Annotated in this window: 14 protein-coding genes; 6 read left to right on the top strand and 8 right to left on the bottom strand. The window is 55.7% G+C overall.

Annotation, left to right across the window (positions count from 1 at the left end):
• Positions 1 to 15: 15 nt before the first annotated feature.
• Entirely contained in the window at positions 16 to 948 is a 933-nt protein-coding gene (locus LOC70_RS21380) for an SDR family oxidoreductase (protein WP_230256003.1), read from the top strand.
• A gap of 134 nt (positions 949 to 1082) precedes the next feature.
• On the opposite strand, the gene LOC70_RS21375 is transcribed toward LOC70_RS21380, so the two are convergent.
• The 6 genes from LOC70_RS21375 to coxB are packed head-to-tail and all read right to left on the bottom strand — an operon-like array spanning position 1083 to position 7316.
• Positions 1083 to 1463 carry a DUF3140 domain-containing protein gene (locus LOC70_RS21375; RefSeq protein ID WP_230256002.1) on the bottom strand — a complete coding sequence of 127 codons (381 nt, stop codon included), beginning with the start codon at positions 1461 to 1463 and terminating at the stop codon, positions 1083 to 1085.
• A 32-nt stretch (positions 1464 to 1495) separates the two neighbouring features.
• Complete coding sequence (locus LOC70_RS21370; RefSeq protein WP_230256001.1) at positions 1496 to 2587, bottom strand: c-type cytochrome; 1092 nt, start codon at positions 2585 to 2587, stop codon at positions 1496 to 1498.
• Between the two features lie 58 nt (positions 2588 to 2645).
• Positions 2646 to 3311, bottom strand: a complete 666-nt coding sequence (locus LOC70_RS21365) for a cytochrome c oxidase assembly protein (RefSeq protein ID WP_230256000.1) — start codon at positions 3309 to 3311, stop codon at positions 2646 to 2648.
• Positions 3311 to 3727 carry a transmembrane prediction gene (locus LOC70_RS21360; protein WP_230255999.1) on the bottom strand — a complete coding sequence of 139 codons (417 nt, stop codon included), beginning with the start codon at positions 3725 to 3727 and terminating at the stop codon, positions 3311 to 3313. Before LOC70_RS21360 ends, LOC70_RS21365 begins: the two co-directional genes overlap by 1 nt.
• Entirely contained in the window at positions 3727 to 6252 is a 2526-nt protein-coding gene (gene ctaD, locus LOC70_RS21355) for a cytochrome c oxidase subunit I (RefSeq protein ID WP_230255998.1), read from the bottom strand. The genes LOC70_RS21360 and ctaD overlap by 1 nt, the downstream gene beginning before the upstream one ends.
• Positions 6249 to 7316: a cytochrome c oxidase subunit II gene (gene coxB, locus LOC70_RS21350; RefSeq protein WP_230255997.1), complete on the bottom strand. Its 1068-nt coding sequence runs from the start codon at positions 7314 to 7316 to the stop codon at positions 6249 to 6251. Before coxB ends, ctaD begins: the two co-directional genes overlap by 4 nt.
• Positions 7317 to 7496: 180 nt before the next feature.
• Between coxB and LOC70_RS21345 the strand changes: the two genes are divergently transcribed.
• Positions 7497 to 8006, top strand: coding sequence for an MgtC/SapB family protein (locus LOC70_RS21345; RefSeq protein WP_230255996.1), 510 nt, complete (start codon positions 7497 to 7499; stop codon positions 8004 to 8006).
• Positions 8007 to 8015: 9 nt separating this feature from the next.
• On the opposite strand, the gene LOC70_RS21340 is transcribed toward LOC70_RS21345, so the two are convergent.
• Both LOC70_RS21340 and LOC70_RS21335 read right to left on the bottom strand, forming a co-directional pair.
• On the bottom strand, positions 8016 to 8633 hold the full coding sequence (locus LOC70_RS21340) for a DedA family protein (RefSeq protein WP_230255995.1): 618 nt from the start codon (positions 8631 to 8633) through the stop codon (positions 8016 to 8018).
• A 6-nt stretch (positions 8634 to 8639) separates the two neighbouring features.
• A complete protein-coding gene (locus LOC70_RS21335) occupies positions 8640 to 8951 on the bottom strand; it encodes a hypothetical protein (protein WP_230255994.1) in 312 nt (103 codons plus the stop codon).
• A 346-nt stretch (positions 8952 to 9297) separates the two neighbouring features.
• Here LOC70_RS21335 and LOC70_RS21330 point away from each other — a divergent pair, with 346 nt between their 5' ends.
• From LOC70_RS21330 to LOC70_RS21315, 4 genes are all read left to right on the top strand, one after another.
• Positions 9298 to 10359, top strand: a complete 1062-nt coding sequence (locus LOC70_RS21330) for a sodium:calcium antiporter (protein WP_230255993.1) — start codon at positions 9298 to 9300, stop codon at positions 10357 to 10359.
• Between the two features lie 197 nt (positions 10360 to 10556).
• On the top strand, positions 10557 to 11612 hold the full coding sequence (locus tag LOC70_RS21325) for an NAD-dependent epimerase/dehydratase family protein (protein ID WP_230255992.1): 1056 nt from the start codon (positions 10557 to 10559) through the stop codon (positions 11610 to 11612).
• A gap of 4 nt (positions 11613 to 11616) precedes the next feature.
• Positions 11617 to 12249 carry a vitamin K epoxide reductase family protein gene (locus LOC70_RS21320; RefSeq protein ID WP_230255991.1) on the top strand — a complete coding sequence of 211 codons (633 nt, stop codon included), beginning with the start codon at positions 11617 to 11619 and terminating at the stop codon, positions 12247 to 12249.
• On the top strand, positions 12249 to 12602 hold the full coding sequence (locus tag LOC70_RS21315; protein ID WP_230255990.1) for an SPW repeat domain-containing protein: 354 nt from the start codon (positions 12249 to 12251) through the stop codon (positions 12600 to 12602). Before LOC70_RS21320 ends, LOC70_RS21315 begins: the two co-directional genes overlap by 1 nt.
• Positions 12603 to 12641: the final 39 nt, after the last annotated feature.

The raw sequence follows: 12641 nt of genomic DNA, 5'->3' as shown, positions 1-12641 counted from the left end.
TCCCAAAGGAACGTGATGTCCACCGCCACCTCCACCCGAACAAACACCAACAATCAAACCGCCGATCGAGTTGAGCTGAAAGATCCGCGGCATGCCTACGCTCGGCCGCCGTTTGACAAACAAAAGGCCATGCCGATGCCTGGCAGCACTGACAAAATGACCCCATCGCCTGATCACGGCGAAGAAACCTATCAAGGGTCCGGCAAATTGAAGGGACTCAACGCCCTCATCACCGGAGCCGACAGCGGCATTGGGCGAGCCATCGCGATTTGTTACGCCCGCGAAGGAGCCAACGTCACCATCAATTATTTGTCGGAACAGAACGACGCGCACCAAACCGCCGAAATTGCCAAACAATCCGGAGTCAACGTGTCGGTCATCGGCGGTGATTTGCGAGAGGAATCGTTTTGCAACGACTTGGTCGCGCAATCCATCGACGAACACGGTGGCATCGACATCTTGGTGAACAACGCGGCCTACCAAGAAACCGCCGATCAAATCGAAGAGTTCTCAACGGACCTGTTCGATCGCATCTTCAAAACCAATGTTTATGCTCCGTTTTGGCTTTCAAAAGCCGTAATGAAGCATTTGCCGCCAGGTGGCAGCATCATCAACACGGTCTCCATCCAGGGCTACGATCCGTCGCCTTACTTGCTGCCGTATGCATCCACCAAATCGGCCATGTTGGGAATGACCAAGGCGCTCGCGCAAATGGCCATGGAACGTGGGATTCGAGTCAACGCGGTCGCCCCGGGTCCCGTTTGGACTCCCCTGATCCCCGGATCGATGCCAGCGGAAAAATTTCAACAGTTTGGGGACAACACGGTGTTTGGCCGTCCGGCTCAACCGATTGAATTGGCACCGATGTTTGTGTGGCTCGCCAGTACCGACGCAAGTTACGTCACCGGCGAAGTTTTTGGCTGCACCGGCGGACGAAGCCCAGTCTAAACAATTGCCGGCTTAGAGACGGATTCGCGAAAAAGGCGTGTCCTCCAATTACAAAAACAGCTCGCTGGCGTCTTGGAACGACACCGCGAGCTGTTCATTTTCATGAACGCTTTCTTCGACTCACTTCACCCAACTCACTTCGTCGGGTCGTGGCCCCAATTCTTTAAACTGAAACACCAATCCGTGTCTTCCACATCGCCGTCAGGACGCTGTGCTTTGTGCCGTTTGATGTAGCCGCACACTTTCCGCATGTGATCGATTTGGTCGTCGCTCAACTCGTCTTTGTTGGTGCGTTTGATTTCAATGATTTTCTTTCCGGATTGATAGCCAACGGACTCGTCTTCGCCGTCTTTGGTTTGTCCCACCGACTTTGCTTCGTCCGTATCCAACCAATCCTCAATTTCCTTCGGTTGCATGTTCACCAAGTCGTAAAACTCTTGGTAAACCTCTTCCGCTTGATCCGACAATGTCGCCGCCATGATTTTTCCTTGTGTGTGTTTTGAGTGATTCGTCATTCAGACTGGCAAACATCGGGCCAAACGGGTCTTCATTCTTCCGGACGCCACGTCAACGAAGCGTAATAAGCTGCCAAGTCAGAACGGTCGCGAGCCGTCAGACTCTTCGCGATCTCGCTCATCCGCTGCCCACGCTCGGTTTGACTGCGAGTCTGTTCGCCGAACAGTTCCAACTGTTTTCGCAGATACCATGCTCCTTGCCCGGCCAGTCGCGGATAACTCGAATGATGCGAGGTCGCATCTCGGTCGTGGCACTCCGAACAAGCCGCGATCTTTCGCGTTCCATCGCCACGCTCAGCAAGACGTTTCCCACGTTGGATTGCTTCTGCATCGACATCCTTCACGGTAGTTTGCGATTCCGCTGCAGACGGAATGACCATGTTTGCGTTTGCATAGTGGAATGCGAGCGAATTGATCTGACGATCATCGAGCTGATGTGCAATTGGCATCATGATCCCGCTGGATCGCTTGCCCTCGCGATAATCCGTCAGCGCTGCCACCAGGTACTCACGCGATTGACCAGCCAAGGTCGGTACTTGAGACCCCACACGGCTGAAACCGTCTTCGCCGTGACACGCCGCGCACGCATCCAAACCCGCAACTCGATTCGGTGCCGAGTCGTGACTGCGATGCAGTGCTTCTTCGTCTCGAACTTGCTCGCTGTTCTGCTCACGAAGAAATGCGACGACGGGCCAAACTTCGTCGGGACGTTGTCGAACCGGCCAAGCGGGCATACCCGCGAACTTGATCCCGTGTTGGATGATGTGGAACAACTCCCGCGGTTCTTTCTTCAGAACCTCGGATCCCAGCACAGGAGGCTTGGGAGTCATCCCTGCGGCGACTGGAGGAATCGGTTCACCGGGCCAACCGTGGCAAAACTTGCAGTTTGTACGAAAAACCTCTCGTCCCAATCGAGAATCCCTTGCTGTTGAATCATCCGGCGGCTCCCCATCGCGCGAATGAAACGCAACTGAGCGATCGCTCGCAAAATCCAGTAATGCCCGAGTGATCGCCCAGTGCCCACTGCTCGCCTTGATGGGAACGACACCGCTGACCAAAACGATCCCGCCAACGATCGCAACCAAAATCAGACCAGCAAACACAGCCCGCCATGTCAACTTCATCACGTTGTCTCCTCCATCGTTCGCTTCGCGGTCCAACGGTGTCCCTTCACTCCATCTCTCATCGCGTCGCTCCGGTGACTGAACGAATCCACGACGGTGCGGGCGGCCCGTCAGACTCAGGGTTCTCCCTCAACAAATCACGAGTCAGCACCAATCCACCCACGAGAAACGAAGCGCCACCAACGACCAGCATTACCGCTCCGCCGAGATGCTGATCCGTGATCGGGTCCAGCCACAACGACTGATGATGCGAATACAGCAAACGAGGAGACAACGTCAGCAACGCTCCCAAGAGGGTCATGTGCATCGAAGTCAGCAACAAACCAACCACGCCAGACGCGCTTCGCGAAAGAATTCTCGGGGTCCCGCCTCCAAACGCCGAAATCCAGACCCAATAACCCGCTCCCAAAAACATGGTTTGTTCGCAGAGAAACCCAACGGCGGCATGGCGAGCGAAGTGGTGAAGAACGGGTGCGTGCCAAGCCCAAACGATCAACAGCTCGCCCACCGAAGCGATCACCGGCGAGCAAAGTTTCGGAAAACGTTCCACGGGATCCAGTCGCGTTCCAGCGGCCGCAACAGCCAGCAGAGGCGAAGCGATGCTGACCACCAACATGTGCAAAGTCATGTGTGCCGCGAACGAGGTCTCGGCCAATTCCGGCAACGGCCCCAACCAACCAAAGGCGAGCAACAACCAACCGATGTTCCAAAGCCACGGCTTCATCAGTGACAACTCCTCACGAAGACAAACACCAACACGGTGAAAAGCGTCGCGACGAGACTCAAAAGAGACAGCAAAAACGCTGTGAATCCTAGAAAGTGCGTTCGGTCAGCGGGATCATCAAAATCATACGGCACCGGCGGTTCGCTACGCCTGAATTCGCGATGACTGCTCCACGCCACCCATGCCATCACCGGCAAAACAACAACCGTGTAGACGGTGATCGCGAAGTGCAACGCAAACGGATCCGCTTGCACTCCCGCTTTCTCGCACCAGATCGCGGCGGTGAGATAACACACCATGAAATGCACCGCCCAAAGGCTCGGTGAAACAACGATCCACCAAAGCTGCTGCGACAACGGACGTTCCGCCGCAGAATCATGTTTCGCGATCGGATGAATGTCTGGTTCCGTGCTCATCAAGCCACCCACGGGAACAGTGCAACGGTGGCTCCGGTGATCACGGTGGTCAACGCAATGAAGTGCCACGCCAACGTCACATTCGCAAGATCTGCATCGTGCTGCCGATCCATCCGCCCAGCGATTCGTCTGGCAATGCAGTACGCCAACATCACCCCTCCCAAAACCAAATGAAGAATGGTCCAAAGCAACAAGACCGCCGTGGAAGACGTGTAAACGTGCTGCGTTGGGTCCATTCCGTTTTGATAGGGACCGTAGAACAAAGCCAATGCAGATAGCAGCGAGCACACGATCCCGATGATCGCCGCCCCATAAAACGCAATGGATCGATCGGAACGGTTCGATTTCCTTGCCAGTATCACGGCACACCAAGCCATGATTCCCAAGGCAACACCGACCATTGGCCAAAGCGTCCCGGGACCGTACACCTCCGCACCATCCCATTCCGCGGGTGGAAACTCTTCATGGACCGTCCAGTAGAAGAAGTAGCCAAACACCAACGACATGAACGCGGTCATGTCGCCCAGCATCGTGATGAACATGGCCCACCACCCAACCGCCGAGGGCCCCGAAACATAAAGCGGTAATGACTGCCCCATGCCAACAGACTTCGTTGGCTTCTCCGGAATTTCCGCGGTACCAGTCCACAACCAGGTGACGATCGTGCAAAACGACATGACCGCGCAAACTCCCGCTGCGGTCCACCAGTGATAGGTCGAGAAGATGAAGACTCCGCCGGTGAACACCGCGGCCCAAAACGGCAGGAAAGATGGGCCTGGAACTCTCAGACAATGCACCAACTCCGCATCGACGGCACTGGTGACCAGTGTCTCTCGGCGGCCTTCTTCCGCATCCGGCAAGTAGAACTTCCCGCGATCAATGCCTTCGAGCAAGTTCTTTTGCTCCCACAGCGGATAGCGAGACTGAATGATCGGGATGGAGCGAATTCCCCATGGTTGATCCGGAACTTCGCCGCTCCACTCCAACGTTCCCGCGTCCCAAACATTTCGCCGTACCAGTGGCTGTTTCGATTTGGGACGGAACACATCCCACAGCAACACCACAAACCCAAGCCCCAAAACGAAAGCTCCGATTGAGGAGATGATGTTCGGAATCTCAAGTCCCATTCCGCTGGGATAGGTGGCGACGCGACGCGGCATCCCGATCAGCCCGGACAGATGCATCGGAAAGAAGGCCACGTTGAATCCGATGAGCATCAACCAAAACGCAAGGTTGCCCAAACGTTCAGACAGCCGCTTGCCCGTCACAAACGGATAGTAGTAATAGAACCCCGCAACGATGGGAAAGATTGTGCCGCCAACGAGCACGTAGTGCAGATGTCCAACGATGAAATAAGTATCGTGAGCTTGATAGTCAAACGGCGCAATTGCCACCATTACACCCGTCAATCCGCCGATGATGAAGGTCGCCAGCCCCGCCAAAACAAACTGCAAACACACGGCACGCTTCACTCGGCCAATCAGCAGCGTGGCGATGAAGCAAAAAATCTGCACCCCGGTCGGAATGGCCACGGCTTCTGATGCAGCGGAGAAGATCCCGATTGAGATTCCCGGGATCCCCGTCGTGAACATGTGGTGCACCCACAAACCGAAGCTAAGGAAGCCGGTTCCGACCGCAGCCAGCACAATCCAGCCGTAACCCGCCATCGGCGTGCGAGCAAACGTTGGAACCATCATCGCCACCAAAGCGATCGATGGCAGAAAGACGATGTAGACCTCCGGATGACCGAAGATCCAGAAAAGATGCTGCCACAACATCGGATCGCCACCCCGGCTGACGTCAAAAAACGGCCAGTCCATTGCCCTTTCCAATTCCATCAGCACGTCGCCAGCGATGAGTGGCGGAAAGGCGAATAGAATCATCACCGCGACCACCAAGATGTACCACGCGTACAACGGAATCAGATTTAGCCTCATCCCCGGCGGACGACATTTCAACACACCAACGATCAGCTCGACCGCTGCGGCAATCGATGCGATCTCGATGAAAGACAAACCCAGCAACCAGACATCCACTCCGATTCCGTCTTGATACTGCGTCGTCATCGGCGGATACATGAACCAACCGCCTCGCGGCGCGGCGTCAAAGAACAGTGAACCGCAGACAAACACCCCGCCAATTAAAAAGCACCAGTATCCGTAGGCGGACAATCGCGGAAACGGCAGATCGCGTGCGCCCAGCATTTCCGGCAACAACATGATCGAGATGGCTTCCAGGATCGGCACCGCGAACAAAAACATCATCACGCTGCCGTGCATGGTGAAGATTTGGTTGTATTGATCGTGGGTCAGCCAGTCGTTCTCTGGAACGGCCAATTGAATCCGCATGACCAGCGCGAGAACCCCGCCGAACAAAAAGAACGCAAAGGCGGTCAGGGTGTACCAAAGACCGACCTCACTGTTGTTGACCGCGGACCAGTAACGCCAACCTCGCGGCGTTTCCCAAGCTTTCAGCAGACGTCTTGCTTGGGATCTTTCCAGATCACTTTCGCGGGCGTCATTCATTGCAATGCCCCCAAAAATTCAACCAGCGTGTTCAGCTCCTCATCGGACAACGTTTCAAACGAAGGCATCGCGGCGTCGGGTTTCACGTCCTTCGCATTCCGAATCCATCGCCGAAGGTTTTCCTCGTTGTTGGCCATCGCCGACGCCCCCAGTCTCAAGCGACTGCCGAAATGAGTCAGCTCAGGCCCCACCGAGGCGGCTTCTACGACACCTCGGATCGTGTGACATGCACCACATCCGATTGATTTGAACAATGCCAAACCTTGCTCGGGCAACCGATCGACATCCGCCGCTTTCGTTTGATTCAAAAGCCACTGATCGAACGAGTCGCGGGAGTGCACGATCACGTCAAACATCATTTGAGTGTGAGAGGTGCCGCAGTACTCGGCACACAGACCGCGGTACGTCCCCTCTCGTGTCGGATGCAGTTTCAACCGATTGACGCGACCTGGCATCATGTCGACCTTGCCACCCAAAGCCGGAATCCAAAACGCATGAATCACGTCTTCGCTCAAGAGCTTGAACTCAACCGGTTCGCCGACTGGCAAATGCAGTTCGTTGGCACTCTCGACAAAGTCAGCGGAACGAACATCCAGGTCAGGATTGACCTCACCCGCGAACGACGAATCGTTATGGCCAATAGGATCGTCGATCAATGTGCTCTGCTGGTCCGAAGCAGCTTGCTGCGTCAAACGCTCACCCGTGACCGCAACATTGGCATCGTTCAGCAAATAGCGAATTCGCCACCACCAACGAACACCAGAGACCTCAACGATCAAGCTTCCATCCGGTGCGGGTCGCTGCAACTCAGACAGCATGGAAAGCCCGTATGACAACAACACAGTCAGCACGATCGTGGGGAACACAGCACCACCCCCAATCACCAAGCGTCGCGTCAACTTCGGAGCGTGTTGACCGGGATGGTAGATCGCATAGACCGACAGCCCGATCACCAATGCCCAAATCAACGCGCCACCGCTGACCATCCACCAAAACAACGTTGCGATTGATTCCGCGCCAGTGCCAGCGGGATCGAGCGCAGATTGTGATGGCGTTGGAAGCATCAAGCTAATCGACGATGAGTCACGAAAGCCTTTGACATTACATCAATCATTGGCAATGAAATGAATGATGAGCGGTACAAGTTGCTGCAATCTGTATGCCGACGTAGAGACGCGTTACGCCATCGATTTTGATCTGGTAGCAACCAACGCGGGGCACAGGTTTTGCACCCCGGCCGCCACATGTTAGAAGCCACCGACCTCAACAATCTGCAAACCATCGCCATCTCCGCGGGACTGGGAGGACTTCTCGGGCTTGAACGAGAATTCGCCAGGAAGCCCGCCGGCATCCGAACGCACATCTTCGTTTGTGCGGGCGCGACCCTGATGATGTTGCTTGCCCAAGAAGTGGTGGATCAATTCCAACAACGCGAAGCGGACTCGATGCTCAATACCGATCCAATTCGTGTGTTGCAAGCGATCGTGGTCGGCATCAGCTTCCTTGGTGCCGGAACCATCGTCCACCAAAAAGGCGAAGAGGTCGAAGGCTTGACCACGGCCGCCAGCATCTTCCTAACAGCGGGCATCGGGGTCGCCGTGGCAGTCGGGCGAACGGAACTTGCCACGGTGGTCACCGTGGCCGCGGTCTTCGTGCTGCTCGTGATCGGCTTCATCGAACACCGATTGATGCGGTGGTTTCATCGCAATGACATGCCACCGCATCCGGACGACAAGCGAACCGATCGCGGTTGATGCAAACCACTAGTGAACGTTTTGTTGCGTTCGTCGTCGCGTTTGTCGCACCAACCGAATGCACCACCAAACGAACATCGCGATGATCACGCTCGTGCTGATCCAACCAAGTGGTCCGGCCAGATCCTCGTGATTGCGTCCCAACCAAGCACCGATACCGGTAAGCATGGCCGTCCAAAGGACAGTACCAAGCAGAGTGTAAATGCAGAACGGCCCCATCGGCATCTTCGAGAAACCAGCGGGAACGCTGATGAACGTTCTTAATCCCGGGATCAGACGACAAACGAACACCGCCACGGTTCCCCACCTGTCGAACCATCGTTCAACCGCATCGAGATCGCCAAGTGACAACGTCAGCCACGCTCCGTGCCGGTCCACCCAACTTGCAAGCCGCGTTTTGCCGACTTTCCTAGCCAACCAGTACCAACCAAAGGCTCCCGCGAAAGAACCGATGCTGCCGGCAAGCACCGCCGCTGGAAACGAAAAGAAGCCCTGGGTTGCAGCGTAGCCGGCCCAGGGCATGACGACTTCGGACGGAATGGGCGGGAAGACATTCTCGAGCAACATCAACGCGGCGACACCGACGGCACCAAACTGCTCGAGAACCTGCTCGATCCATTGATCCATAATGAATCAGTCCGATCCGTGTTGTTTCACCATTTTGTTGTAAATACCAAACAACAACATGGTGGGAGCCCAGTTACCAACGAAAAGGGCCTTTTGTTTTTGCCCGCTCGCCTGCAACGCAAGTGACAGCAAGATCGATCCTCCCGCGGCGTACAGCCATGTGTCCGAAGGCAACTTCGCAGTTTGCGATTCAAGCATTTTCGCGACACGGCCCTCACAACCCCCCGATTCGTTGACGCTGTTCAGCTCGCCCGCCTCACGAGCCCGGTGCTGCTGAGCGGTTGCGTGAAATTGGGTTTGCTCTGGAATGGTTGACATATTCGACTCCTTTTTAGTCACGATTCATTGACACAGACGACGTCACAATCACATCGCCCGAATGGATGTCCAATCGGTTTAGTGCCTGATGGATACTGAACGGGCATCAACAGTGCCGCAAAGGATGTTCCGCCCGAGGCGTCGATGAAGTGAAACAAGATGAGATGGGTGAACCCCGCAGCGATCACTCGCGGTCATTCTTACGAACGGTGCGTCTCGGCGTGATCACGGCGAAGATCACAGCCATCAGTAGCGACGATCAGCCGAACTGGTGACGCTCCTTCAAATCGCGCCGATCAACTGCCGGCCCATCTGACTGGCGCAACGGTTGCGGCGACGGGGCAGCATGATGCTTTCACTTCAAGATCAATCGTTGCTAGCCAACCTTGGCGTCTTTCTAGTTGGTGCCGGCATGGTATGGTTCGCCGGAACCAAGTTGAGCCAATACGTTGATTTGTTCGCCGACCGAACCGGAATGGGAAAGGCATTCGCCGGAGCCCTTCTTCTCGGTGGCGCGACCAGCCTTCCTGAGTTGGCGACCACCCTAACGAGCGCGTCGTCCGGCGCGGCGGAGCTTGCCGGAACCAATCTGCTTGGTGGCGTTGTGATGCAAGTCGCCGTGCTCGCGATCATTGACGCCTTTGTACTACGCGGAAAGCCGCTCACGCTTTTCTCACCTCAATCTTCACTTCTGATCAGTGGCGTCTTATTGATCGGCCTGGTCGCTCTCGCGTCCGCGGCGGTGTCCAGTGGCGAACTGTTTTCGATCTTCGGCGTCGGCTTCTGGCCGCTAGCACTTTTTGCGGCCTATCTCTTTTCGATGTGGGTCATTTACCGATACGAAGGCGACCCACGTTGGGAACCACGGGGCGACATCACTCAACCACCCGAATCCGCTCGTGATCTGAAAGACGCTCATGAAGACAAATTCCGAGACGTCAGCACTGGAAAGCTGATTGCCTTCTTCGCTTTGGCATCCCTCGCCGTCCTCGGGGGAGGATTCGTTGTCGCGAAATCGGGCGAAGCGATCGCCAACCAATCGGGACTGGGACAAAGCTTCATTGGTGCAACCCTCGTCGCGCTCGCCACCAGCCTTCCAGAAGTCAGCACAACCTACTCCGCGGTACGTTTCGGCGCGTACAGCATGGCTGCCGCCAACATTCTTGGAACAAACAGTTTGGAGATCGCACTGTTTCTCCCCGCTGAACTTGCCTATCGCGAGGGAAACATCATCGATGCGGTCCCGCCGTCCGCGGCTTTCCTTGGATGCCTCGGGATCGTTGTCACCAGTCTGTATCTCTGGGGAATCTTGGAAAGACGCGACCGAACGATTCTCGGCATGGGCTACGACTCGTTCACCGTCTTGCTGACCTACGTTGGCGGACTAGCAATCTACTGGACGCTCTAGCCAGACAACCCAACAAGACCACACATCTGGACTGGCATGTGACTTGCGGCGACACGCAACAAACTTAACGCAACCAATCACCAGAAGGCTCAGGTGAAATCGCCGCTCCGTCTGGTCTGCGATTTGAAATAGCAGACATCATGGCAGCCTTTCGCGAACGAAATCACCAGCTTCATCCTTCTTCGCATCAATCTGGTATGTCTGAACGACGCCCCGCAGTCATCGTCACCGGCAGTTCTGGACTGCTCGGCCATCCACTTTGCCAGCGACTCGCCAACCTCGGGTATGAAGTTTACGGTTTCGATCGTGTTGGCTTGCCCGAACCTCCCAAAGTCATGGAACACGTTCGCGACATCGAATGCGATGTGTCCAACTCGGCATCGGTGCGTTCCGCGATGCAAAAGGTACGGCAGCTTTCCGGTGACAAAATCGCGAGCGTGGTCCACATGGCTGCTTACTACGATTTCTCGGGTTCGGACAGCGAGCTCTATGACGAAGTCACGGTCAAGGGAACCGACCGTCTGCTAAACGAACTGGAAGACTTTGAACTTGATCAGTTTGTATTCACCAGCACGATGTTGGTTCACGCCCCCTGCGAAGTCGGCAAGCATATTCGGGAAGATGATCCTCTGAAAGCTCGTTGGGCTTACCCGCAAAGCAAGATCGACACAGAAAGACTGATTCGCGACGGTCATCCCAATGTGCGTTCGGTCTTTTTGCGGATCGGTGGCGTCTACACCGAATTCGGTCGACAACCGACATTGGCCCAACAGATCAAACGCATCTACGAAAAAGACTTCCAGGGCCATTTCTATCCGGGCAATACAGAGGCGGGTCAATCAGCGGTGCACCTGGACGACGCGGTGGACGCGATTGTCCGGACCGTCCAGCGGCGTGATCGGATCGAATCCTGCACGCCAATTTTGATCGGCGAGCCTGACCCGCCATCGTACGCTGAGTTGCAGCACTTGATCGGCAGTCAAATTCATGGTGATGCGTGGCCAACCATTCGTATTCCCAAACGTCTGGCCAAAGTGGGTGCTGCCGCAACGGATATGGTTCAAGGCGGCAGCGCGTTCATCAAACCATTCATGGTGGACATGGCGGATGATCACTATGCGCTAGATATCAGCCGAGCACAGTCCTTGCTCGAGTGGACACCCACGCACCACTTGGCCGACGAAGTCGCGACCATGACGGGGCTGATCAAATCAGATCCCCAGACGTTCTATCGCAAAAACGGACTGGGGTGAGTGAATGCAGACTCCTTCCATCGACACGTCGGGCTGGAACGTTTCGGTACCGCCCTATTCCTACAACCCATCTGCTTGGAGCCAGCGCATTCCAATTTGCCTGCTGGCGTTTGTCGCGGCCGCGATCTCAGCACACCTATCGCTCTATCAATGGGGATTGATCGAAAGCACTTGGGATCCCGTCTTTGGCGACGGCAGCAACCGCGTTCTCAAATCCGACACCGCGGACTTCATGTATCGGCTACTGGGAATCCACGATGCTGCACTCGGCGTGCTGGCCTACCTCGGTGATGCGGTTCTCGGATTCGCGGGATCCACACGCCGATGGCAATATCGCCCGTGGATGGTCATCCTTTTTGGCATTGATGTCATTCCATTGGGAATCGTCAGCAGTGTGCTTGTACTTTGCCAAGCATTCATCGTCGGCGAGTGGTGTTTTCTTTGCCTCGTGACAGCGACGATCTCACTGATTCTCGTTTACATGGCATGGGACGAAGTTCGCGTCTCCATCGGTTATCTCTACTTGGTCTGGAAACGCGACAAAAGCAAACGCCTTCTCTGGAAAGCATTTTGGGGTCACCGTGAGGCCAGACTCGAACATCTGGGCAATGAGTTTTTATCCGGAGCAACAAGCTGATGTGGGGACGCGTCATCGAAATCACAACGGCCGTTTGGCTGGCAATCAGCCCCTTCGTCTTTGGCGTCCAGACGGATCCATCGATTCTCTGGGCTGATCAGCTGATCGCCCTGACCATTTGCGTCCTATCGGGACTGTCCTTTTGGAATCCGACACGCCACTCGCACGTCGCGATCCTGCTGGTCGCGATCGGACTGGTGATTTGGGGGCGTTTCGCGGATTCACCGCCCCCGCCGGCGCATCAAAACCACATCGTTGCCGGACTCTTTCTGATGATGATCGCGCTGATCCCCAACCATGCATCCTTGCCGCCTCTTGCATGGCAGCTAGAAAACACCGAACCCGCCGAGTGAGCGAGATAGAAGAAGACCAACGTCTTCAATGACCAAAAG

The organism is Rhodopirellula halodulae (assembly GCF_020966775.1).
GTDB lineage: Bacteria > Planctomycetota > Planctomycetia > Pirellulales > Pirellulaceae > Rhodopirellula > Rhodopirellula halodulae.
Note: the sequence above shows the minus strand (reverse complement) of the source record. Positions and strands in the feature narration are given on the sequence as shown.